The sequence below is a fragment of the Allobosea sp. genome (genome assembly GCF_017308075.1).
Taxonomy (GTDB): domain Bacteria; phylum Pseudomonadota; class Alphaproteobacteria; order Rhizobiales; family Beijerinckiaceae; genus Allobosea.
The window spans coordinates 42,655-64,459 of the sequence record NZ_JAFKFX010000023.1 but is presented as its reverse complement, the minus strand read 5'-3'; the positions used below and the strand labels follow the sequence as shown (position 1 = coordinate 64,459).

The 21,805-nt window shown below is 66.4% G+C and carries 20 protein-coding genes; 15 read left to right on the top strand and 5 right to left on the bottom strand.

Annotated elements, in window-relative coordinates:
* Positions 1-93: 93 nt before the first annotated feature.
* Positions 94-1,467 (bottom strand): ABC transporter substrate-binding protein, encoded by a 1,374-nt coding sequence (locus J0J10_RS01270; protein ID WP_291645252.1) that lies wholly within the window; start codon positions 1,465-1,467, stop codon positions 94-96.
* Positions 1,468-1,792: 325 nt separating this feature from the next.
* Between J0J10_RS01270 and J0J10_RS01265 the strand changes: the two genes are divergently transcribed.
* The 5 genes from J0J10_RS01265 (at position 1,793) to J0J10_RS01245 (ending at position 8,310) form a co-directional block, all read left to right on the top strand.
* Complete coding sequence (locus tag J0J10_RS01265) at positions 1,793-2,773, top strand: ABC transporter substrate-binding protein (RefSeq protein ID WP_291644628.1); 981 nt, start codon at positions 1,793-1,795, stop codon at positions 2,771-2,773.
* Positions 2,774-2,807: 34 nt separating this feature from the next.
* Positions 2,808-4,571, top strand: a complete 1,764-nt coding sequence (locus J0J10_RS01260; RefSeq protein WP_291644626.1) for an ABC transporter permease — start codon at positions 2,808-2,810, stop codon at positions 4,569-4,571.
* Positions 4,572-4,754: 183 nt separating this feature from the next.
* Positions 4,755-6,062, top strand: a complete 1,308-nt coding sequence (locus J0J10_RS01255; protein ID WP_291644624.1) for a GGDEF domain-containing response regulator — start codon at positions 4,755-4,757, stop codon at positions 6,060-6,062.
* Positions 6,063-6,276: 214 nt separating this feature from the next.
* On the top strand, positions 6,277-7,392 hold the full coding sequence (locus tag J0J10_RS01250) for a linear amide C-N hydrolase (RefSeq protein WP_465247139.1): 1,116 nt from the start codon (positions 6,277-6,279) through the stop codon (positions 7,390-7,392).
* Between the two features lie 84 nt (positions 7,393-7,476).
* The gene (locus J0J10_RS01245) at positions 7,477-8,310 is read left to right on the top strand and encodes a hypothetical protein (RefSeq protein WP_291644620.1); all 834 of its coding nucleotides are present in this window, start codon (positions 7,477-7,479) and stop codon (positions 8,308-8,310) included.
* A 27-nt stretch (positions 8,311-8,337) separates the two neighbouring features.
* Here the strand turns inward: J0J10_RS01245 and J0J10_RS01240 are convergent, their stop codons facing one another.
* A complete protein-coding gene (locus tag J0J10_RS01240) occupies positions 8,338-9,264 on the bottom strand; it encodes a LysR family transcriptional regulator (protein ID WP_291644618.1) in 927 nt (308 codons plus the stop codon).
* Between the two features lie 123 nt (positions 9,265-9,387).
* On the opposite strand from J0J10_RS01240, the gene J0J10_RS01235 reads away from it, so the two are divergent.
* The 5 genes from J0J10_RS01235 (at position 9,388) to nudC (ending at position 14,354) form a co-directional block, all read left to right on the top strand.
* The gene (locus J0J10_RS01235) at positions 9,388-10,884 is read left to right on the top strand and encodes a CoA-acylating methylmalonate-semialdehyde dehydrogenase (RefSeq protein WP_291644616.1); all 1,497 of its coding nucleotides are present in this window, start codon (positions 9,388-9,390) and stop codon (positions 10,882-10,884) included.
* A gap of 31 nt (positions 10,885-10,915) precedes the next feature.
* On the top strand, positions 10,916-11,125 hold the full coding sequence (locus J0J10_RS01230) for a hypothetical protein (RefSeq protein ID WP_291635218.1): 210 nt from the start codon (positions 10,916-10,918) through the stop codon (positions 11,123-11,125).
* The gene (locus J0J10_RS01225; protein WP_291644614.1) at positions 11,122-12,276 is read left to right on the top strand and encodes an isobutyryl-CoA dehydrogenase; all 1,155 of its coding nucleotides are present in this window, start codon (positions 11,122-11,124) and stop codon (positions 12,274-12,276) included. The genes J0J10_RS01230 and J0J10_RS01225 overlap by 4 nt, the downstream gene beginning before the upstream one ends.
* Positions 12,277-12,409: 133 nt before the next feature.
* Complete coding sequence (mmsB, locus tag J0J10_RS01220; protein ID WP_291644612.1) at positions 12,410-13,297, top strand: 3-hydroxyisobutyrate dehydrogenase; 888 nt, start codon at positions 12,410-12,412, stop codon at positions 13,295-13,297.
* An 88-nt stretch (positions 13,298-13,385) separates the two neighbouring features.
* On the top strand, positions 13,386-14,354 hold the full coding sequence (nudC, locus tag J0J10_RS01215) for an NAD(+) diphosphatase (protein WP_291644610.1): 969 nt from the start codon (positions 13,386-13,388) through the stop codon (positions 14,352-14,354).
* Between the two features lie 18 nt (positions 14,355-14,372).
* On the opposite strand, the gene J0J10_RS01210 is transcribed toward nudC, so the two are convergent.
* From J0J10_RS01210 to J0J10_RS01200, 3 genes are all read right to left on the bottom strand, one after another.
* Positions 14,373-15,470 (bottom strand): MerR family transcriptional regulator, encoded by a 1,098-nt coding sequence (locus J0J10_RS01210; protein WP_291644608.1) that lies wholly within the window; start codon positions 15,468-15,470, stop codon positions 14,373-14,375.
* Positions 15,471-15,578: 108 nt separating this feature from the next.
* A complete protein-coding gene (locus tag J0J10_RS01205; protein ID WP_291636665.1) occupies positions 15,579-16,433 on the bottom strand; it encodes a prephenate dehydratase in 855 nt (284 codons plus the stop codon).
* A gap of 5 nt (positions 16,434-16,438) precedes the next feature.
* Positions 16,439-17,182 carry a 3-deoxy-manno-octulosonate cytidylyltransferase gene (locus tag J0J10_RS01200; RefSeq protein WP_291644605.1) on the bottom strand — a complete coding sequence of 248 codons (744 nt, stop codon included), beginning with the start codon at positions 17,180-17,182 and terminating at the stop codon, positions 16,439-16,441.
* Positions 17,183-17,355: 173 nt separating this feature from the next.
* Between J0J10_RS01200 and J0J10_RS01195 the strand changes: the two genes are divergently transcribed.
* The 5 genes from J0J10_RS01195 to J0J10_RS01175 all read left to right on the top strand — a co-directional run bounded on the left by J0J10_RS01195 (position 17,356) and on the right by J0J10_RS01175 (position 21,804).
* Positions 17,356-17,901 (top strand): c-type cytochrome, encoded by a 546-nt coding sequence (locus tag J0J10_RS01195; protein ID WP_291636668.1) that lies wholly within the window; start codon positions 17,356-17,358, stop codon positions 17,899-17,901.
* A gap of 168 nt (positions 17,902-18,069) precedes the next feature.
* Positions 18,070-19,932: an extracellular solute-binding protein gene (locus J0J10_RS01190; RefSeq protein ID WP_291644603.1), complete on the top strand. Its 1,863-nt coding sequence runs from the start codon at positions 18,070-18,072 to the stop codon at positions 19,930-19,932.
* A gap of 48 nt (positions 19,933-19,980) precedes the next feature.
* On the top strand, positions 19,981-20,271 hold the full coding sequence (locus tag J0J10_RS01185; protein WP_291644601.1) for a nucleotidyltransferase family protein: 291 nt from the start codon (positions 19,981-19,983) through the stop codon (positions 20,269-20,271).
* Positions 20,268-20,633, top strand: a complete 366-nt coding sequence (locus tag J0J10_RS01180) for a HepT-like ribonuclease domain-containing protein (RefSeq protein ID WP_291644599.1) — start codon at positions 20,268-20,270, stop codon at positions 20,631-20,633. Before J0J10_RS01185 ends, J0J10_RS01180 begins: the two co-directional genes overlap by 4 nt.
* Positions 20,634-20,709: 76 nt before the next feature.
* On the top strand, positions 20,710-21,804 hold the full coding sequence (locus tag J0J10_RS01175) for a microcin C ABC transporter permease YejB (protein WP_291644598.1): 1,095 nt from the start codon (positions 20,710-20,712) through the stop codon (positions 21,802-21,804).
* Position 21,805 lies beyond the last annotated feature (1 nt).

Here is a 21,805-nt window from a genome sequence, read left to right as displayed (position 1 = left end):
CTCCCTCTGCGCTCCGGCCGTTTGAAACGCGTCGGCATCCCGCGGCCCTGATCGCCGCGGGATGCCTTGTCTGTCAGGCAGCGAGGCCAGTCTTCAGCCGGCGATCTGCTTGATGCGCGCGATCATCTCGTCGGTGGCCTGTTCGGGCGAGACCTTGTCGACCAGCACGCGGTTGACGGCCTTGGCCCAGACGTTCTCGGCATTCACCGCCGTGAACTTGTAGTTGTAGACGAACTGGAACGGCACGGTGCCGTCCTTGTACTGCTTGTAGACCACCGCGCGATGCGGGTCCTTGCCATCCGACCAGAACGGCGCCTCGATGCCGGCGAGCGTGGTCGAGACCCAGCGCCCCGCCGAGCCCTCGACGAAGGGACGCAGATTCTCGTCCTTCATCAGGAAGGCCATGAACTCCTTGCCACGCTTCTTGTTCTTGCCATCGGCGAAGACCACCGCGGTCTTGACCGCCGCGAGGTTGGTCATGTTGCTGCCGTCGGGCTTCTTGGGGAACTCGGCGGTGCGGATATTGTCGTAATAGTTCTTCTTGGCCGCGTCGCGCTGTTCCTGGGTCAGCGCCGGGTTGTTCATGTCGTCCATATGCTTGCCGGCGATCGAGATCGTCGCGTTATGGGTCGCGATCGTCGTGCGGTTATGGAAGGCGACGTTGTTGTCCGGGTCGAGCCAATTCACCGAGGAGGGCGGCGTGCAGCCGCGCTGCATGATGTTGGCATAGGACTTCACCGCCTCGATCATCGCGGCCCGGTTCTTCGGCTCGTCCAGAACGATCTTGCCGCTCTCGTCGACGACCTGCGCGCCATAGGCGTTGGCGAAGGTCAGGAAGGAATAGAAGGTGTCGGAAGCGGCGACGCCGAGCGGGTGGCCGATGCCATAGATCCGCTTGCCCTTGGCACGCGCCGCGCCCTGAACCTTGTCGCACCAGAAGTCCCAATAGCCGTTCCAGGTCTTCGGAATATCGCTTTCCTTGAACCCGAACTCCTCGAGCATGTCCTTCCAATAGGTGATGTGCATCATCTGCTGCTCGACCGGGAAGGCGTAATAGGCCTTCTTGTTGGTCTTGCCGTTCATCAGGAAGGTGGTGGCGAGCGCCTGCGGCTGGAATTCCTTCTTCATCGGCTCGATGACGTCGGTGACGTCCTCGAGCTTGCCTTCGAAGGCCCACTGGCCGGTGGTGCGGAAATCATAGGTCGTGCAGAAGCCGACATCTGGCGGCGTGCCGGCCTGGACCGCGCCGACCGACTTGGTCACGCAATCCTCGGTCGCGTAGAGTGATAGGTCGACCTTGACGCCCGTCGCCTTCTGGAACTTGTCGACGACGGCGAGCAGCGCGTCGTCCTCGCCCTTGTAGAAACCCTTGGTGAACCAGACCGTCACCGTCTCCTGCGAGAGGGCGGCTCCGGACCAGCCGACGGCGAGCGCGGCCAGAGCGGCTCCACTCACCAGATTACGCATCGTTCTCATCGGAAACCTCCCATTTAAAACGTTTAGATTAGGCGATTATGGGCGCCTTCGGCCGGAGCCTAGTCGAAAAGCCCCCCGATAAACAAGCCGTCCAGATGAGTGAAATTCGCGCATTTCCGACAAGGTGGAAGCCGCCGTGACGGCTTGCCCGCGCCGCTTTCCCGCCGTTCTTCCCCGGGCGCTCGCGGCGTTGTCACAGATGTGTCGTCTAAGCGGCTTAACCGGCAGGCCAAGAAGGCTCCGACACCGCAAGGCGGAGCGCGGACGCAAGCCTTCCACCCTCAGGTCCTCCCTCCCAAGGCCCACGGAGACTTCCATGCGCTCATTCGCACTCGCCGCCGCGCTCGCGCTCGGCCTCGCCCTTCCCGCCACGCAGGCAGGCGCCGTCGAGGGCAAGCTCGTGCTCTATACCAGCCAGCCCAACACCGATGCGCAGCAGACGATCGACGCCTTCAAGGCCAAATACCCCAAGGTCGAGATCAGCTTCGTGCGCGACGGAACGCCGCGGGTCATGGCCAAGCTCCGGGCCGAGTTCGAAGCCGGAGCACCACAGGCCGACCTGCTGCTGATCGCCGATGCGGTGACGATGGAAGGCCTCAAGAAGGAGGGCCGGCTGCTCGCCCATGACAAGGCCGACACCGCCGCCTACCCGGCCGGCATGCACGACCCCGCCAAGTTCTGGTTCGCCACCAAGCTGATCACCACCGGCATCGTCTACAACACCAAGGCGACGATGAAGCCGGAGAGCTGGCTCGATCTCGCCAAGCCGGAGGCGAAGAACCTGCTGGCGATGCCGAGCCCGCTGAATTCGGGCGCGGCGATGATCCACACCATCACCCTCACCGGCAACCTGCCCGGCGGCTGGGGCTTCTACGAGAACCTGCAGAAGAACGGCGCGCTCGCGGCGGGCGCCAATGGCGACATTCTGCGGCAGGTCGCCACCGGCGAGAAGCTCTACGGCATGATCGTCGACTTCATGCCGATCCGCGAGAAGGCCAAGGGCGCCCCGGTCGCCTTCGTCTTCCCGAAGGAGGGCGTCTCCGCGGTGAGCGAGCCGGTCGCGATCCTGAAAGCCAGCAAGAACCCGGACGCCGCCAAGGCCTTCGTCGACTTCCTGATCTCGAAGGAGGGGCAGGAGCTCGCGCTGAAGCAGGGCTATGTCGCCGCCCATCCGCAGATTGCCCTCCCGGCCGGCTATCCCGCCCGCGATGCGATCAAGCTCATGCCCTTCGACGCCGCCAAGGCGCTCGCCGAGGAGCCGGCCGCCCGCAAGCGGTTCAGCGCGATCTTCGAGTGAAGCCCTGCCGCGTAACGGACCGGGGCGCGCGCGCATGACGCTCGCCGCCCCTTCATCCGCTCTGCCGCGGCCCCGGCTGCGGCAGAGCCGTTTGCGTCTCGCCCGGCCGAGGCTGCGCCTCCCGGCCGGGCTTGGCCTGCCCGCCGCGATCACGCTGGTCGCCGTGCTGCTCGGCGCCCTGCCCTTCCTGCGCCTCGCCTTCGCGGCCTTCGCCCCCGGCGGCCAGTTCGCGCCGGGCGCCGTGCTGGAGGCGATCGGCGGCCGCGCCGCGGTCAATGCGACCCTGCACAGCCTCGAGACGGCGGCCTTCTCGGCGTTCGGCGCGCTGCTGGTCGGCGGCTGCTTCGCCCTGCTGCTCGCCGTCACCGATCTGCGCGGCAAGCGCCCGCTCGCCTTCGGGCTGGTCTTCTCGATGATGATCGCGCCGCAGGTGGCGGCTCTCGCCTTCCTGAGCCTGCTCGCTCCGCATTCGCCGCTCCTGGCCCTCATCGGCCTGTCGCCTTCGCCCGGCACGCCGAACCCGCTGCTCGGCCGCGGCGGCATCATCCTGGTCATGGCGCTCCACCATGCGCCGCTGGTTGCGATCACGCTCTGGACCGGGCTGCGCAGCGTGCCGCATTCGCTGGTCGAGGCCGCCCAGATGGAAGGCGCTTCCTCGCGGGTGATCGCGACGCGGATCCTCATCCCGGTCCTGCGGCCACAGATCGTCGCCGCCGCCCTGCTCGCCTTCGTCGCCGGCATCGGGAACTTCGGAATTCCGGCCCTGCTCGGCCTGCCGGTCAACTATCTCACCCTGCCGACGCTGATCTATCGCCGGCTCTCGAGCTTCGGGCCGGAGGGCCTGCCGGATGCGGCAGCGCTCTCGCTCCTGGTCGCGCTGCTCGCCGGGCTCGGCATCCTCGCCGGCATGCTGGCGATGCGTCAGGGCGGCGGGAAGGTCGAGATCGAGCGGCCGCTGCAGCCCTTCTGGCAGCTCGGCCGTGCCCGCCCCTTCGTCGCAGGCGGCCTCTGGCTGCTGCTCGCACTCAAGCTCGGCCTGCCGCTGCTCGCCCTGCTCGGCGAGGCGCTGACGCCGGCGCTGGGCGTGGCTCTCTCCTGGCAGAGCCTGACCTTCGACAAATTCGCCGAGGTGCTGCTGCGGCAGGATGTGACGGTGCGCGCCTTCCGCAACTCCTTCCTGTTCGCCGGGACGGCCGCGCTTCTGCTGGCGCTGCTTTCGATCGCCTTCGCCTATACGCTCGAGCGGCGGCTCGGTCGGTTCAGGCGAGCCGTCGAGCTGGTGATCGAGCTGCCCTATGCGCTGCCCGGCGTGGTGCTCGCCATCGCCTGCATCCTGCTGTTCCTGAGACCTTTGCCCCTGGTCGGCTTCAGCCTCTACGCCACGCCCTTCATCATCCTGTTCGCCTATCTCGCCCGCTTCCTGCCGCTGGCGCTGAAGGCGCCGGTCGCGGCGATGGCCCAGATCGAGGCCCATCACGAGGAAGCGGCCAAACTCGACGGCGTGAGCGCCTGGCAGATGCTGCGCTTCATCGTCGCGCCGATCCTGGCGCCGGCCGCGACGGTGAGCGCGCTGATGGTCTTCCTCGTCGCCTTCAACGAGCTCACCGTCTCGGCGCTGCTCTGGTCGTCCGGCACGGAGACGCTTGGCGTCGTGCTGTTCAGCCTGAAGGAGGCGGGTCTCGCCGGCGAGGCCGCCGCCATTGCGATCAGCGCCTCGGCCGTGATCCTCCTGGCGATGCTCGGGCTCGATCTCGCCGGACGGCGCCTGCCGGCTCAGATCCTGCCCTGGCGGATCTGAGCCCGGCACCGAAACCGAGAGGCGGGAGGCTCAGCGCTGGATTTCTGCGCGCGGACCGCGTTAGTTAAGCGGAAATTAACATGCCCGCCGGATGTTTACCGCGATGGCATTCGCCTTCCGCCGCCTGGATTAGGGTCGACGCCGTTACCAGCAGACGGCTTCGATCAAGGACGCCCGAGCCCAATGGCCTACCGCGCCACCGACCGCCTCCCGCAAGAGGCCACCGCAGACGACCGGAAGATCCTCGTGGTCGAGGATTCCAAGACCTACTCGATCGCCCTCTGTCGCCGCCTGACCGAAGAGATCGGCCTAGAATTGGTCGCCTGCCGCTCGCTCAACGAACTGCATGAGGCCGTCACCGAGAACATCGCGGCCTATACCCTGGCGGTCGTCGACCTGAACCTGCCGGACGCGCCGCGGGGCGAGGCGATCGACTTCACGGTCCAGCGCGGCATCCCGACCATCGTCCACACCGGCACCTTCGATTTCGAGACGCGCAACCGCATCATGGAGCGCGACGTCATCGACTATGTCCCGAAGGACAGCGAGTTCGCCCTCGAGACCGTGGTCCGCACCGTCAGGCGGGCACTGGCCAACCGGCGAACCCGGATCCTGGTCGTCGACGACGTCAAGGCGACCCGCGGCCTGCTCGCCCGGATGCTGACCGTGCAGCAATACGACGTCGTCGAGGCCAGCTCCGGCGCCGAGGCGCTTGCGTATCTGGAAGCCAACCCCGATGTCCGCCTCGTCGTCACCGACTACAACATGCCGGGCATGGACGGGTATGCGTTGACCCGCCATATCCGGCGCCGCTTCTCCGCCAGCGGCCTGCGCGTGATCGGCGTCTCCTCGTCCAATGACCGCATGGTCTCCGTCGGCTTCCTGAAGGCCGGCGCCCATGACTTCATCTCGATGCCCTTCGTGCCCGAAGAGCTGCAGTGCCGGATCGCAAGCAACGCCGAGACACAGGAGCAGATCGAGCAACTGCGCAATCTCGCCTCGCGCGACGCCCTGACCGGTCTGTTCAACCGCCGCCATTTCTTCGAGCATGCGCCGGCCCTGATCGCCGAAGCGCGCGCGCGCTGGCAGAAAAGCGCGGTCGCCATCCTCGACATCGACGACTTCAAGCAGCTGAACGACAGCCACGGCCATGACCTCGGCGACCGCGCCCTGGCCGGCGTGGCGCGCTGTCTTTCGCAGTCGATCGAGGGGAGCAACAGCCTCCTCGCCCGGATTGGCGGCGAGGAATTCGCCATCCTGTTTCCCGGCCTCGACGCCAAGGCCGCGATGCGCCGGGCCGACCATGTCCGGCTCGACGTCTCCCATGAAACGGTGACGCTCGGCGAGCATCAAGTCGCCCTCACCGCCTCGATCGGCGTCGCCGAGATCGACGAGAATGTCAGCTTCGACCAGGCGCTGGTCGCCGCCGACCGCGCGCTCTACGCCGCCAAGCGCGAAGGCCGCAACCGAGTCTGCGTTCAGGCCGCCTGACGCCTCGCTTCTGCGGCTCACCATCGAGGCATGCGGCAGGAGCAGGCAGGTCTGGGGCTAGCATCCGCCCTTCCCTTCGCAAGCTCATCCCACAGCTCCGGGCCAGCGCCGCCTGCTTTGCGCTGACGGCATGCCGACATCGTCGCCCGTCGCTTCCGGGGCAAGCGGCGGCATGCCACCTTCGGCTCAGCTTACGATTCGGGGGATGCCGTCCATGATCGAAGACTCTGCCAGATCGGCGCGGTCACCAGCACAGCGGCTGCGCTCTCTCGGCACGCTCTTGCTCGCGGCCAGCATGCTCACCTCCCAGGCCGCATCGGCCTGCACGAGCTTCCTGATTCCGACCTCGGATAATGGCGCCGTCTATGGCCGGACCATGGAGTTCGGCTTCGAGCTCGAATCGCGTGCCATGATGATCCCGCGAAATTACAAGCTCGCCAGCAGCGGCGCTGACGGCAAGCCGGCCGCCAGCTGGACCAGCAAATATGCCGCCGTCGGCCTGAACGCGCTTGGCGTCACGGCGCTGGTCGACGGCATGAACGAGAAGGGGCTTGTCGGGGGAATTCTCTACTTTCCAGGCTTTGCCGGCTATGCCGATGCGGGCAAGTCCGACCCGGCGAAGTCGCTTGCACCCTGGGATGTGCTGACCTGGGCGCTGACGAACTTCGCCACCATCGCCGAGGTCAAGGCCGCGCTGGAAGGCATGGCGGTGATCGGCGTCGAGCAGCAGCAGATGAAGATGGTGCCACCGGTGCACTACACGCTGCACGATGCCTCGGGCGCCTCGCTGGTGATCGAGCCGATCGACGGGAAGCTCAAGCTCTACGACAATCCGCTGGGCGTGATGACCAACGCGCCGCCCTTCGACTGGCACCTGACCAATCTGCGCAACTATGTGAAGCTCTCGCCCCACAACGCACCGCCCCTGAAGATCGGCTCGCAGAGCTTTTCGCCGCTCGGCGAGGGCTCGGGCATGCTCGGCATCCCCGGCGACCCCACCCCGCCTTCCCGTTTCCTGCGCGCACTCGGCTACACGCTCTCCGTCGAACGCAAGCCGAGCGGCATCGAGAGCGTTCGACTCGCCGAGCATATCGTCAACAATTTCGACATCCCCAAGGGCTGGATCAAGGCAGGCGGGGAGCCGCTGGAATACACGCAATGGTCAACGGTGGCGGATCTGACCAACCGCGTCTTCTATGTTAAGACCTACACCGATCCTGTCCTGCGCGCGATCGACTTCAAGAGCTTCGACCTCGACGCCAACGCCATCGTCAGCGCCGAGCTCAAGCCGGGCATGGCCGCTCCCGCCCTGGCGTTCCCGAAGCGCTGAACGGGGCAGGCGTTTAATCCTACAGCGGAGCTGTGCAGACCGCCCGCCGCACCAGAAGCTATTTCGGCCGGGGGCCTCGACATCATGGCATCAGCGCGCTTGCACAGCCGCTTCGGACGGTTCTTCGGAGCAGCCTCGCTCAGCCTCGTCTCCTGGCTCCCCTCCGCCTCGGCGGTCGGCGCTGCGGACATGACCTCGCCGACGATGACAGCGCCGGCGGCGGCCGCGCCGGAGTGGGCGATCACGGTCTCGCCTTATCTCTGGGCGACCAGTCTCGACGGCGATGCCGCGGTGCTCGGCCACAAGCGCGCGGTCGACATACCCTTCCGCGACACCGTCAAGGACCTCAAATTCGGCTTCATGGGAGCCGTCGAGATCCAGCGCGGCAAGCTCGGCTTCTATGTGAACGGCCAATATGCCGACATCGAGAGCCAGGACAATTTTCGGCGGCTCGATATCGGCATCGGCTCGAGGATGACCGTATTGGCGGCAGGCGCCTTCTACCGCATCCTCGAAAGCCCGCTGGGCGGCAGCACGCTTCACGGAGCACCGCGGGTGTTCGCGCTCGATCCGCTCGTCGGCGTCCGCTGGACGCGTCTGACCGGCAGCATCCGGGTCGCCGGCTTCGGCCGGTCGGAAAGCGAAAGCTGGCTCGATCCCTATGTCGGCGCGCGCGCGACACTCGACCTCGACGAGCGCTGGAACCTGACCGCCGAGGCCGATATCGGCGGCTTCGGCGTCGGCTCGCGGATCACCTACAACGCGCAGGCTTATCTCGGCTACCGCACCACCCTGTTCGGCCGGCCGACCATGCTGCGCGCCGGCTACCGGGCGCTGTATCAGGACTATCGTGAAGGCGGCTTCCTGTGGAACGTGACGCAGCACGGGCCGGTGCTCGGCGCCTCCATGCAGTTCTGACGGAAGCTCACCCCGACGAGCCGGCGACTACGCCGCCGGCTGCTGCTCCGGCTTCGCCTCCCCCATCAGCAGGCTGCGCGAGGCCTTCGCCTCCCGCACGATGAAGTCGACGATCGCCCTGACGCGGGCGACCTCCTTCAGATCGGCATGGACGAGCAGCCAGAAGGAGCGCGTGATCGAGACGGTTTCGGGAAGAACCGGCACGAGGCCCGGCTCGGACGGCACCATGAAATGGTGGATGACGCCTATGCCCGCCCCCGCTGCGACAGCGTTCATCTGGGCGAGCACGCTCGAGCTCTGGATCTGAGCCCGCAGGCCTTTGGCGACCTCGTCGAGATAGTCGAGCTCGGGCGTGAAGATCAGATCGTCTATATAGCCGATGATGCGATGGGCGAAGAGATCCTCGGGCGTCGTGATCGGCGGCATTGAGTCGAGATAGTCGCGGGAGGCGTAGAGGCCGAGCCGGTAGTCGCAGAGCTTGCGCGCCACGACCTTGCCCTCCTTGGGCGGCGCCAGCGTGATCGCGACATCGGCTTCGCGCTTCGACAGCGAGAGCAGCCGCGGCATGGCGATCAGCTGGAGTTCCAGTCCCGGATAGGCCTTGGCCAGTGACGACAGGCGCGGCGCCAGGAAGGAGGCGCCGAAGCCGTCGGGCGCGCCGATCCTGACCGTGCCGGACAGCGCCATGTCGGCACCACCGATCTCGCTCTGGATGGCGAGCGCCTCGGTCTCCATGCTCTCCGCCTTGGCCAGCAACTGCTCGCCATGGCCGGTCAGCGCGTAGCCCTGAGGCCGGCGCTCGAACAGCTTGGCCTTGAGCGATTCCTCCAGCGAGGTGATGCGGCGCGAGACGGTGGCGTGATCGGCACCGAGCCGTCGGGCGGCGGCCGTCAGGCGGCCGGAGCGGGCGACGGCGAGGAAGAAGCGCAGATCATCCCAGTCGAACCGTTCCATGACGCTCCCTCCATATCTGCTTTTGTGCACGGCAGGCGGCTTAATCTCCCTATAGTCGTGCGCAAACGATAATGGTAGGGGTAAGCGCAAGCAGAATTTTCGCAGCACAATCGGGAGGACGCCATGCGTCAGGTCGGGCACTTCATCGGCGGCAAGCATGTCGCGGGAACTTCTGGCCGCACGGCCGACATCTATCAGCCGATGGATGGCTCGGTGATCGGCCAGGTCGCCCTCGCCTCGCAGAAGGAGCTGCGCGCCGCGGTCGAGAACGCGCTGGAGGCGCAGCCGAAATGGGCGGCGGTCAATCCGCAGCGCCGCGCCCGCGTGCTGATGAAGTTCATCGACCTGATCGCGCAGAACAATGACGAGCTCGCCGAGCTGCTCGCCCGCGAGCACGGCAAGACGATCCCCGACGCCAAGGGCGACATCCAGCGCGGCGTCGAGGTCGTCGAATATTCCCTCGGCGTTCCCGGTCTGATGAAGGGCGAGTTCACCGACGGCGCCGGCCCCGGTATCGACATCTATTCGCTGCGCCAGCCGCTAGGCGTCGTCGCCGGCATCACCCCGTTCAACTTCCCGGCGATGATCCCGCTCTGGAAGCTCGGCCCCGCCATCGCCTGCGGCAACGCCTTCATCCTGAAGCCGTCCGAGCGCGATCCCGGCGTGCCGATGCGCCTTGCCGAGCTCTTCATCGAGGCTGGCGGCCCGCCCGGCATCCTCAACGTCGTCAACGGCGACAAGGAAGCGGTCGACGCCATCCTCGACGACCATGACATCAAGGCCGTCGGCTTCGTCGGCTCGACGCCGATCGCCGAGTACATCTACTCGCGTGGCTGTGCCAATGGTAAGCGCGTGCAGTGCTTCGGCGGCGCCAAGAACCACATGATCATCATGCCCGACGCCGACATGGACCAGGCGGTCGATGCGCTGATCGGTGCCGGCTACGGCTCGGCCGGCGAGCGCTGCATGGCGATCTCTGTCGCTGTCCCGGTCGGCAAGGCGACCGCCGACGAGCTGGTGAAGCGGCTGATCCCCCGCGTGGAAAGCCTGAAGATCGGCCCCTCGACCGACACCTCGGCCGATTACGGCCCGGTCGTCACCAAGGCTGCGATGGAGAAGATCAAGTCCTATGTCGACATCGGCGTGAAGGAAGGCGCCAAGCTCCTCGTCGACGGGCGCAACTTCAAGATGCAGGGCTACGAGAACGGCTTCTATGTCGGCGGCTGCCTGTTCGATGGCGTCACCAAGGACATGCGGATCTACAAGGAGGAGATCTTCGGCCCCGTCCTCTCCGTGCTGCGCGCCGAGAGCTATGACGAAGCGCTGAAGCTCACCAACGATCACGAATACGGCAACGGCACCGCGATCTACACCCGCGATGGCGACGCCGCCCGCGACTTCGCCTCGAAGGTCCAGGTCGGCATGGTCGGCATCAACGTGCCGATCCCGGTTCCGCTCGCCTACTACACCTTCGGCGGCTGGAAGCGCTCCGCCTTCGGCGACCTCAACCAGCATGGCCCGGATTCGATCCGCTTCTACACCAAGACCAAGACGGTGACGGCGCGCTGGCCTTCCGGCATCAAGGACGGCGCCAGCTTCGTCATCCCGACGATGGGGTAGTACGGTCGCCCAAAAGGGAGGGGATGTCGCCATGCCGAAACTCAGCGAAATCGAGCTCGGCCCGAACGATATCCTTATCCCGGATATCGACGATGCGCTGATCGCGGATTTCCGCCGGCGCGCCGAGCTCATGGGCAGAGGCGTGAGCGACTACATCCTCGACATAATCGCGCGCGGCGCAGCTCTCCCTCGTGAGGACTTCGCCGGCGCTTATGTCATCGTTTTGGATGACGAGCCATGACCGCCTTCTCCCTCACCGAAGACCAGATCGCCATCCGCGACATGGCGGCCTCCTTCGCCGCCGAGACGCTCGCCCCCCATGCCGTGCGCTGGGACGAGGAAAAGCATTTTCCGATCGAGGAGATGCGTGCCGCCGCGGCGCTCGGCATGGGCGGCATCTATATCCGCGACGATGTCGGCGGCTCCGGCCTGTCGCGTCTCGACGCGGCGCTGATCTTCGAGGCGCTCTCGACGGGCTGCCCGACGGTCGCGGCCTATATCTCGATCCACAACATGTGCGCCTGGATGATCGACCGCTATGGCTCGGACGAGCAGCGGCAGAAGTACCTGCCGAAGCTTTGCAGCATGGAGCATCTGGCGAGCTATTGCCTGACCGAGCCCGGCGCCGGCTCGGACGCCGCGGCGCTGAAGACCAAGGCGGTGCGCGACGGCGATCATTACGTGCTCGACGGCCAGAAACAGTTCATCTCCGGCGCCGGCGTCTCCGACATCTATGTCGTGATGGTGCGCACCGGCGAGGCCGGCGCCTCCGGCATCTCGACGATCGTCGTCGAGAAGGACACGGCCGGCCTCTCCTTCGGCGCCAATGAGAAGAAGATGGGCTGGAACGCCCAGCCGACGCGCGCCGTGATCTTCGAGAACTGCCGCGTACCGGTGGCGAATCGGATCGGTCCGGAAGGCATCGGCTTCAAGATCGCCATGGCCGGGCTCGATGGCGGGCGACTCAATATTGGCGCCTGCTCGATCGGCGGGGCGCAGGGCGCGCTCGACAGGGCGCTCGCCTATGCCCAGGAGCGCAAGGCCTTCGGCACCCGCATCGCCGACTTCCAGGCGCTGCAGTTCAAGCTCGCCGACATGGCGACCGAGCTCGAGGCCGCCCGGACCTTCCTCTGGCGGGCCGCCGCGGCGCTCGACGATAAGGCGCCGGATGCGACCAGGCTCTGCGCCATGGCCAAGCGCGTCGCGACCGATACCGGCTTCGAGGTCGCCAACCAGGCGCTGCAGATTCATGGCGGCTACGGCTATCTCGCCGATTACGGGATCGAGAAGATCGTGCGCGACCTCAGGGTCCACCAGATCCTCGAAGGTACCAACGAGGTGATGCGGATGATCGTGGCGCGTTCGCTGGTCGGACGGGCCAAGGGGAACTAGCAAACCCGGGTCATCCCGGGCGGACATAGTCCGACCCGGGATCCATTCCGGAACGGTTCAGGCATGGATCCCGGCTCTCCGCTTCGCTGCGGCCGGGATGACGACCCGAAATACAGGCAGGGAGAGAACGACCATGACCACGATCGCCTTCATCGGGCTCGGCAATATGGGCGGGCCGATGGCCGGCAACCTCGTCAAGGCGGGGCATACGGTCAAAGCCTTCGACCTGTCGCAGGCCTCCAAGGACGCAGCCGCCGAGCTCGGAGTCGGCATCGCCGCCTCTGCCAAGGATGCGGTGGCAGGGGCGGAGGTCGTCGTCACCATGCTGCCCGCCGGCAAGCATGTGCTCGGCGTCTGGGCCGACATCCTGACCGCCGTGGCGCCGGGGACGCTGGTGATCGATTCCTCGACCATCGACGTCGAGAGCGCCCGCAAGGCGCATGCGCGCGCCGCCGAGCGCGGCTGCCTCTCGCTCGACGCGCCGGTCTCGGGCGGCGTCGGCGGCGCCAAGGGCGCGACCCTGACCTTCATGGTCGGCGGCAGCGACGAGGCTTTCGCCAAGGGCGAGCCGATCCTCTCGGCCATGGGTCGGCGCGTCGTGCATTGCGGCGATGCCGGCAACGGCCAGGCGGCGAAGATCTGCAACAATATGATCCTCGGCATCTCGATGATCGGCGTCTCGGAGGCCTTCGTGCTGGCCGAGAAGCTCGGCCTGTCGCATCAGGCGCTGTTCGACGTCGCCTCGAGCTCGTCCGGCCAGTGCTGGTCGCTGACCACCTATTGCCCGGTGCCCGGCCCGGTGCCGACCTCGCCGGCCAACAACGAATACAAGCCGGGCTTCGCCTCCGCGCTGATGCTGAAGGACCTGAAGCTGTCGCAGGAGGCGGCCCAGGCGGCGGGCGCCTCGACGCCGCTCGGCGCTGCTGCGGCGCAGCTCTACGCCCTCCACAATGCCTGGGGCGAAGGCGGCACCGACTTCTCCGGCATCATCCATCTGCTGCGCGGTCGCGAGGGGCAGTAGCGGCGCGCCCGGGGGATCATTTGCGCGCATACGAATTCTTCGCTTTCGGCCGTTCCGGAAGATTCGAAAGCGCGCTAGGACAGGTGTCATGAACGACGCCTTCCGCCCCCGCGAACGCTCCGCCCTCACCGGCTTCGCCACCAACCCGCTCGACCGACGCGGCGACCAGCGCGACCAGCCCGATGCGGTCGCGCGCTATCGCGCCAGTCCAGGCACGCGCCATGCCATCGTCGCGGGCGAGACGCCGATCCTGCGGCGAATCGGGCCGGAAGACCTGACGATCTGGTTCGACGAAGCGCAGGCGGACGGCGTCGGCAAAGCGCTCGACGAGGTCTTTCTCGGCATCCATCCGGAAGGCCAGGCCTGCTTCGGGCGGCTGATCGAGCGCCAGCTCACCGACCCGCTACGCGAGCGCGAGGACCTGGTGGTCAGCGATCTGCGCAGCGTCGCGCTGAAGCGCCTGGTTCCGGCCGAGGAGGTCGGGCCGCTCGGCGAGGCCAAGGCGATACTCGACTGGCATGCGCGGCACCGCTTCTGCGCCAATTGCGGCGGCCCGGCGCTGATGGTCAGCGGCGGCTGGCGGCGCGAATGCGCGCAATGCGGCGCGCTGCATTTTCCGCGCACCGACCCGGTCGTGATCATGCTGGCCGTACGCGGCGACAAATGCCTGCTCGCCCGCCAGGCGCGTTTCGCGCCGAAGATGTATTCCTGCATCGCCGGCTTCCTCGAGCCCGGCGAGACGCTCGAGGACGCGGTACGCCGCGAGACCTGGGAAGAGGCGGGCCTGCGCACCGGGGCGGTGCGCTACATCGCCTCGCAGCCCTGGCCTTTCCCGAGCTCGCTGATGATCGGCTGCATCGCCGAGGCGCTGAACGACGACATCGTGCTCGACGGCACCGAGCTCGAGGACGGGCGCTGGTTCAGTCGAGAGGAAGCGCTGCTGATGATCGACGGGCGGCATCCGGACGGGCTGAGCTGCCCGCAGCACATCGCGATCGCCAGCACGATCCTCAAGGCCTGGGCCATCGACGGCGAGATGCCGACATCCAGCGCCTGACGGCGATATGCACCGCCGTCAGCGCGACGGCGTCAGCCAGAGCGCATGGACCTTGCCGTCATCGGCCAGGCCGATGCCCCATTCCAGCTTGCCGTTGGCGAACTGCGCCTCGTAGATGTCGGCTGGCCCCGACGGCTCGACGCCCTTGAAGATCAGCTGGCGCAGATCCCCCTTTGCGGCGAGTTCCGCCTGCACGAACGGGAACTGTTCGCCGACGACGATGGCGAGTTCCCGGCTCATCCGCTCCTCGCCGGTGCGCCCTTCCCGCTGCTCGACGATGATGGCGCGCAGCGCTGCCTCGCTGCCCGGATGGGGCGTCCTGTTACGGACCCTGGCGGCGATTGCGGCTTCCTGGGCGGCCGCCTCATCGGTGTCGATCCGCGATGCGACGACGTCGAAGCCCTCCTGACTCAAAGTGAGGGATGGCGCGGCCCCGCCGCGGGACGCCGCGAAGGCGATCTGTGCGGCTATGGCCTTCAGAAAGAACGCGTCCTCGGCCTCGGCGAACAATTCGAGCGCCGGCTGGCCGGTAAGCTGGCCGAACAGGCTGTCGCCGCGCCTCTCGACCGCGATGATCGCGCCCGACGGGTGCCGGTAATGGCCGACATAGCGCTCGAACAGCGCGGGATCGAGCCTGACCGCCGTGCGCGGCCTCGCCTGCTCATAGCGTCGCCGCGCGACGCTGTCTGGTGTCAGCTCCGTCATATTGGTCTCCTTTGCGAGCGTGATGAGATCCTCGATCGAGAGCGTGTGGCCGGCAGCGAGCGTCGCCCGCGCAGTCTCGACGAGCGCGAGCCCGCGCTCGGCCTGGACGCGATGCCGCGACAGCGCCTGCGATTGCAGTGTCAGGATTCGTTCGAGGTCGATCGCCTTGCCCTGCAGCAGCGCCACGATGCTGCTGAGACACAAGCCGAGCCGCTTGAGGGCGAGGATTTCGTGGAGACGGGCGATCTCCCCGGCTCCGTAGAGCCGCCAGCCCTTGTCCGTGCGCCGCGGTCGGATCAGCCCGCGCTGCTCGTAGAGCCGCAGCGCCCGTACCGTCAGGCCGATCCGGCTGGCACATTCATGCGCCGCGAGCCATTCGTGCTCGACGGCGCCCTGCGTCTTCTTCGCCATGACTTGCCTCCTGCAGCAAGTCCTAGGCTATGACCCAGGGGCCGGCGCAAGCGCGACCCGCTGGGATACCGTATTCGCCGTCCCGACTGCCCGGGGCGGGCGCCGGCGTTACTCTCCGGCCTCCGGGAAGGTGTCGCGGAAGGGATGCGCCGGATAGACGCCAAGGACCTTCATCTCCTTGGAGAAATAGGAGAGTTCGTCGAGCGCGCGCTTCAGCTCGGGATCGTCGGGATGGCCCTCGACATCGCTGTAGAACATCGTCGCCGAGAAATGGCCGTCGACCATGTAGCTTTCCAGCTTGGTCATGTTGATGCCGTTGGTGGCGAAGCCGCCGAGCGCCTTGTAGAGGGCTGCGGGGATGTTGCGGACCTGGAAGATCAGCGTCGTGACCGTCTTGCCGGAGCCGTGACGGGCGAACTCGGGATATTTCGAGAGGATCACGAAGCGGGTGGTGTTGTGCTTCTCGTCCTCGATATCCTCCATCAGGATGTTGAGGCCGTAGACATCGGCGGCGATGTGCGGGGCGATCGCGGCGCGGGTGAGATCACCGGCTTCCGCAACCTGCCTCGCCGAGCCTGCCGTATCTGCCGCGACCTCGGCCTTGAGGCCGAGCTTGCGGATGATCTTGCGGCACTGGCCGAGCGCATGGATGTGGCTCTGCACCGTCTTCAGGGTCGCGAGCGTCGCGCCCTCGACCGCCATCAGGTGGAAGCGGATCGGCAAGAAATGCTCGCCGATGATGTGCAGCCCCGAGCGCGGCAGGAGATGGTGGATGTCGGCGACACGACCGGCGATCGAATTGTCGATCGGGATCATGCCATAGCGCGCCTTGCCCTCGGAGACGGCGGCGAGCGCATCCTCGAAGGTCGGACACGGCAGGAGTTCGCAATCCGGGAAGGCCTGCAGGGCAGCTTGCGACGAGAAAGCGCCGGGCTCGCCCTGGTAGGATACGACGACAGACATGGTCTTCAGGCTCCGGCGCTTGGTGTCAGGAACGCGCGGGCGCGGTCCAAGTCGGGGGGGGTGTCGACGCCGCGCGGGACGTGATCGATGATCATCGCGTCGATGCGCATGCCGTCCTCGAGGGCCCGCAGCTGCTCGAGCTTCTCGCGCAATTCGAGCGGCGATTGCGGCAGGCTGACGAAGCGGTCGAGGGCCGCGCGGCGATAGGCGTAGAGGCCGACATGGTGATAGAGCGGCCCGTCGCCATAGGGCGCCGTCGCGCGGGTGAAGTAGAGCGCGCGCATGCGGCCGGGGGAAACCTCGCTGCCGATCAGCTTGACGACGCTCGGCGCCGTCTTCTCTTCCTCATCGGTGATCTCGCCGGCCAGCGTCGCGATATCGACGGCGGGATCGGCGAGCGGCTCGACCGCCGCGGCGATGGCGGTCGGCGCCAGGGTCGGAAAATCGCCCTGGACATTGACGATGATGTCGTGCCGGCGCTCGGGATCGACGATGTCGGCGGCTTCCTTAATGCGGTCCGAGCCGGTCTGGTGCGCGGGGCTGGTCATCACCGCCCGGCCGCCAGCCTGCTCGATCGCCGCGACGATACGGGCCTCGTCGGTCGCGACCACGACCTCGCCGACCCCCGATTCCACCGCCCGGCGCCAGACGCGGACGATCATCGGCTCGCCCAATATGTCGGCCAGCGGCTTGCCGGGCAGGCGCGTCGCCTGCATGCGGGCGGGGATCAGGATCAGCGGATTTGGCATCGTGGCGGGCTTGCTCGGCGGAAGCGTCAAATGGTCTCAAAGCGGTGCGTGCTTATACGAGTTGCAATGCAGCGCGCAAAGCGGTTAAGCAGCCTGCGAGTGCCGGAGTGCGCGAGCCTCCGGCCAGAGCGCTATCTTGCTTCGCGCGCGGCGAGGCCGGGAGTCCCGAGACGATGAATATCGAACTGAACAAGATCGCCGGCGCGGGCCTCTCGACGCTGCTCGTCGTAATGGCTCTGAACATGGGCGCCGGCATCGTCTTCGCCCCGAAGAAGCCGGCCATCCCCGGCTTCGACCTGCCGAGCCTGGAGCCGGCGGCCGCCGGCGGCGCTGCGGCCCCGGCCGCAGCGGCCGAGGAGCCGATCGCGGTGCGCCTCGCCAAGGCCGATCCGGCCAAGGGCGAAAAGGCCGTCGGCGCCTGCAAGGCCTGCCACACCTTCGAGAAGGGCGGCGCCAACAAGGTCGGCCCGCATCTGTTCGACGTCTATGGCCGCAACAAGGCCTCCATCGAAGGCTTCGGCTATTCCTCGGCGATGAAGGGCAAGGCTTCGGAGAAGTGGGAGGCCGAGCAGCTCGACGGCTTCCTGAAGAATCCGAAGGCCTATATGCCGGGCACGACAATGGCCTTCGCCGGCCTGAGCAAGCCGGATCAGCGCGCCGACGTCGTCGCCTATCTCAACTCGCTGGCCGACGCGCCCAAGCCGCTGCCGAAGGAGTGAGGGCGGCAGCAGCCTTCCTACCGATGTGACTTTGCAAGCCGGGCCGAAAGCCCGGCTTTTGCTTGTGGTCGCCATGCAAATGCCGTCACCATGCCGGCCTATGCGCATGGTGCTGGCCTTGGCCCGCTCCAACGGGATATTCAGGGCACGAATCGCAAGGGGAACGGAATGGCTGTGCGGATCACTCGTCGCGGGCTGCTGGAGGCCGGTGGCGCCCTGGTCGGGGCCGCGGGCCTGCCGGGCGGGCTGGCCCTGGCGCAGGATGCCGAAATCCATGGCCTGTCCACCTTCGGCGAACTGGCGCTACCGCCCGACTTCCCGCATTTCGCCTATGTCAATCCGCAGGCGCCCAAGGGCGGCTCGATCACCGTCCAGATCAAGCGCGCTGGCGGCAACCAGAGCTTCGACACCTTCAACACCCTCAACACCTATGTGCTGCAGGGGGATGGCGCAGCCGGCATGGATGCCTGCTTCGACAGCCTGATGGCCGGCTCGGGCGACGAACCCGGCTCGCTCTACGGCCTGCTGGCGAAGAGCGTCGCCGTCTCCCAGGACAAGCTGACCTACCGCTTCCGCCTGCGGCCCGAGGCGAGATTCCACGATGGCTCGCAGGTCACCGCCGGCGACGTCGCCTTCAGCCTGAACATCCTCAAGACCAAGGGCCATCCGAGCTACCGGCTGATCCTGAACGAGATGGAATCGGCCACCGCCGAGGGTAACGGCTTCATCGTCGTCAAGCTCTCGCCAAAGCGCAGCCGCGACCTGCACCTGATCGTCGCCGGCCTGCCGGTGTTCTCGGAGAAGTACTGGTCGACCCGCAATTTCGAGGCCTCGACGCTGGAGCCGCCGCTCGGCTCCGGCGCCTACAAGGTCGGGCGCTTCGAGCAGGGCCGCTTCATCGAATTCGACCGGGTCCCCGATTACTGGGCGAAGGATCTGCCGGTGAATATCGGTACGAACAATTTCGACCGGGTGCGCTGGGAGTATTTCCGCGACCGGCAGGTCGCTTTCGAGGCGTTCAAGAGCGGCGTGATCACCTTCCAGGAGGAGTTCACCTCGCGGATCTGGGCGACGGGCTACGATTTCCCGGCGATCAAGGAAGGCAAGGTCAAGAAGGAAGCCCTGCCGAAGACCGAACCGATCGGCTCGCAGGGCTGGATCTACAACCTCCGGCGCGAAAAATTCGCCGATCCGCGCATTCGCGAGGCGCTCGGCCTCGCGTTCGATTTCGAGTGGACCAACAAGAACATCATGTTCTCGTCCTTCTCGCGGGCGACCTCCTATTTCGAGAATTCGGATTCGAAGGCGGTGGGCATGCCCTCGCCGGAGGAACTCGCCTTGCTCGAGCCCTTCCGCGGCAAGGTTCCGGACGAGGTCTTCGGCGAGCCTTTCCTGCCGCCGGTTTCGGACGGCTCCGGTAGCGACCGCGCCTTGCTGCGCCGCGCCGACGAGATGCTGCGCGCCGCCGGCTGCAAGCGCGACGGCAATGTGCTGAAGCTGCCGAACGGCCAGCCTTTCGAGATCGAGTTCCTCGATTCGACGCCGTCGCTGCAGCCGCATACCCAGCCTTTCCAGGCCAATCTCAAGCGGCTCGGCATCAATGCGACCTCGCGCATCGTCGATGGCGCACAATATCAGCGCCGGCTCGACGAGTTCGACTTCGACATCATCAGCCGCGCGATGAGCGGCAGCGCGATACCCAGCGACTCGCTGCGCGTCGTGTACGGCTCGGAGGCGGCCAAGACGCGCGGCTCGCGCAATGTCGGCGGCATTTCGAGCCCGGCGATCGACGCGATGCTCGACAAGATCGGCCAAGCCGACAGCTACGCCAAGGTCGTCGTCGCGGCCAAATGCCTCGACCGGCTGCTGCGGGCCGGACGCTACTGGATCCCGATGTGGTGGAACGCCAGCGAATGGCTGGCCTTCTGGGACATGTACGATCGGCCCCAGACCAAGCCGAAATTCTCCTCCGGTGCCCCGGCGATCTGGTGGTACGATCCTAAAAAGGCGAAGCGGATCGGGAAGGGCTAGCTGATTGCAGGGTGTGCCGCCGGACGACGAAGCAGGTAAGAAGCTGCCATGAAGCCATCGACCGCTCTTGCTCTGAACCGCGACGCGGTGCGCGAGGCAATGAGCCGTTTCCGCGCCAGCAATCCTCGCATCTTCGGCTCTGTCCTGCGTGGCACGGATCGACAGGACAGCGATCTGGACATCCTGATCGACCCTCTCCCAGGGGCAACCCTGTTCGATCTCGGCGGCTTGCAGGTCGCGCTGGAGGAACTGCTTGGCGTCAGCGTGGATGTTCTGACCGCCGAAGATTTGCCGCCCAGCTTCCGCCATCACGTGCTGGCCGAGGCGCAGCCGGTATGAGCGATCGCCAGAGACTGGCCGATTATCTACGGCATATGGCCGACGCGGCGCGCAAGACGGGAAGCTATATCGAGGGCATGGAGAAAGCCGACTTTCTGGCCGACGAGCGCACGCAACAGGCCGTTATCCTGAACCTCGTGATCATCGGTGAAGCTGCGACCAGATTGCTGCAAAGCCATGCCGATTTCCTCGACTGCTACCCGGATGTGCCCTGGAAAAGCATGAAGGGGATGCGCAATCGTATCGCGCACGGCTATTTCGACATCAATCTCGTCATTGTCTGGGAGACGGCACGAACGGCATTGCCCGCATTGCTCGCTCACCTCCCGGCAATCATTATGGCAGCGGAGAGCGAGTCATGAACACTATTCACCGCGAACTGCGCGCCACCTCGTCCATGCCGCGTTTCGTCTTCTCTCGACCTGAGCTTTGCCGCTGATGCTGGCTTACATCGCCCGGCGCCTGGCGCTGATGGTGCCGACCCTGTTCGGTATCCTGCTGATCTCTTTCGTCATCGTGCAGTTCGCGCCGGGCGGGCCGGTCGAGCGCGTGATCTCGCAGCTCCAGAACCCGAACAGCGGTGGCGCGGCCGACCGCGTCGGTGGCGGCGCAGGCGGCGATGCTGGGACGCAGGCCATGGATTCGGGCTCGGCCTATCGCGGCGCACAAGGGCTCGACCCGGCCTTCATCAAGGAGCTGGAGAAGCAGTTCGGCTTCGACAAGCCGGCGCATGAGCGCTTCCTGAAGATGCTGAAGGACTATGCGACATTCGATTTCGGCCGCAGCTATTTCCGCGACGCGCCGGTGCTGCAATTGATCAAGGAGAAGCTGCCGGTCTCGATCACGCTCGGGCTGTGGATGACCCTGCTCTCCTATGCGATCTCGATCCCGCTCGGCATCCGCAAGGCGGTCAAGGACGGCTCGCGCTTCGACACCTGGACGAGCGCTGTCGTCATCGTCGGCTACGCCATCCCCGGCTTCCTGTTCGCGATCCTCCTGATCGTGCTCTTCGCCGGCGGCTCGTTCTGGCAGATCTTCCCCTTGCGCGGCCTGACCTCGGAGAACTGGGCGCAGCTCGGCCCGCTCGACAAGGTTCTCGACTATCTCTGGCATATCGCGCTGCCGGTGACGGCGATGGCGCTCGGCGCCTTCGCGACCTCGACGCTTTTGACCAAGAACTCCTTTCTCGACGAGATCAGGAAGCAATATGTGCTGACCGCCCGGATGAAGGGGCTGTCCGAGCGCAGCGTGCTCTACGGCCATGTCTTCCGCAATGCGATGCTGATCGTCATCGCCGGCTTTCCCGGCGCCTTCGTGCACGCGCTCTTCGCCGGCTCCCTGCTGATCGAAACGATCTTCTCGCTCGATGGGCTCGGGTTGCTCTCCTTCGAAGCGATCGTCAATCGCGACTACCCGGTGGTCTTCGCCAATCTCTACATCTTCTCGCTGATCGGCCTCGTCGTGCACCTGATCACCGACCTGACCTATGCCTGGGTCGACCCGCGCATCGACTTCGAATCGCGGGAGGCCTGAG

Excerpts from the sequence above, each read along its gene's own strand:
- J0J10_RS01270 (WP_291645252.1), bottom strand. The coding sequence starts at position 1,467 with ATGCGTAATCTGGTGAGTGGAGCCGCTCTGGCCGCGCTCGCCGTCGGC.
- J0J10_RS01265 (WP_291644628.1), top strand. The coding sequence starts at position 1,793 with ATGCGCTCATTCGCACTCGCCGCCGCGCTCGCGCTCGGCCTCGCCCTT.
- J0J10_RS01260 (WP_291644626.1), top strand. The coding sequence starts at position 2,808 with ATGACGCTCGCCGCCCCTTCATCCGCTCTGCCGCGGCCCCGGCTGCGG.
- J0J10_RS01255 (WP_291644624.1), top strand. The coding sequence starts at position 4,755 with ATGGCCTACCGCGCCACCGACCGCCTCCCGCAAGAGGCCACCGCAGAC.
- J0J10_RS01250 (WP_465247139.1), top strand. The coding sequence starts at position 6,277 with ATGATCGAAGACTCTGCCAGATCGGCGCGGTCACCAGCACAGCGGCTG.
- J0J10_RS01245 (WP_291644620.1), top strand. The coding sequence starts at position 7,477 with ATGGCATCAGCGCGCTTGCACAGCCGCTTCGGACGGTTCTTCGGAGCA.
- J0J10_RS01240 (WP_291644618.1), bottom strand. The coding sequence starts at position 9,264 with ATGGAACGGTTCGACTGGGATGATCTGCGCTTCTTCCTCGCCGTCGCC.
- J0J10_RS01235 (WP_291644616.1), top strand. The coding sequence starts at position 9,388 with ATGCGTCAGGTCGGGCACTTCATCGGCGGCAAGCATGTCGCGGGAACT.
- J0J10_RS01230 (WP_291635218.1), top strand. The coding sequence starts at position 10,916 with ATGCCGAAACTCAGCGAAATCGAGCTCGGCCCGAACGATATCCTTATC.
- J0J10_RS01225 (WP_291644614.1), top strand. The coding sequence starts at position 11,122 with ATGACCGCCTTCTCCCTCACCGAAGACCAGATCGCCATCCGCGACATG.
- mmsB (WP_291644612.1), top strand. The coding sequence starts at position 12,410 with ATGACCACGATCGCCTTCATCGGGCTCGGCAATATGGGCGGGCCGATG.
- nudC (WP_291644610.1), top strand. The coding sequence starts at position 13,386 with ATGAACGACGCCTTCCGCCCCCGCGAACGCTCCGCCCTCACCGGCTTC.
- J0J10_RS01210 (WP_291644608.1), bottom strand. The coding sequence starts at position 15,470 with ATGGCGAAGAAGACGCAGGGCGCCGTCGAGCACGAATGGCTCGCGGCG.
- J0J10_RS01205 (WP_291636665.1), bottom strand. The coding sequence starts at position 16,433 with ATGTCTGTCGTCGTATCCTACCAGGGCGAGCCCGGCGCTTTCTCGTCG.
- J0J10_RS01200 (WP_291644605.1), bottom strand. The coding sequence starts at position 17,182 with ATGCCAAATCCGCTGATCCTGATCCCCGCCCGCATGCAGGCGACGCGC.
- J0J10_RS01195 (WP_291636668.1), top strand. The coding sequence starts at position 17,356 with ATGAATATCGAACTGAACAAGATCGCCGGCGCGGGCCTCTCGACGCTG.
- J0J10_RS01190 (WP_291644603.1), top strand. The coding sequence starts at position 18,070 with ATGGCTGTGCGGATCACTCGTCGCGGGCTGCTGGAGGCCGGTGGCGCC.
- J0J10_RS01185 (WP_291644601.1), top strand. The coding sequence starts at position 19,981 with ATGAAGCCATCGACCGCTCTTGCTCTGAACCGCGACGCGGTGCGCGAG.
- J0J10_RS01180 (WP_291644599.1), top strand. The coding sequence starts at position 20,268 with ATGAGCGATCGCCAGAGACTGGCCGATTATCTACGGCATATGGCCGAC.
- J0J10_RS01175 (WP_291644598.1), top strand. The coding sequence starts at position 20,710 with ATGCTGGCTTACATCGCCCGGCGCCTGGCGCTGATGGTGCCGACCCTG.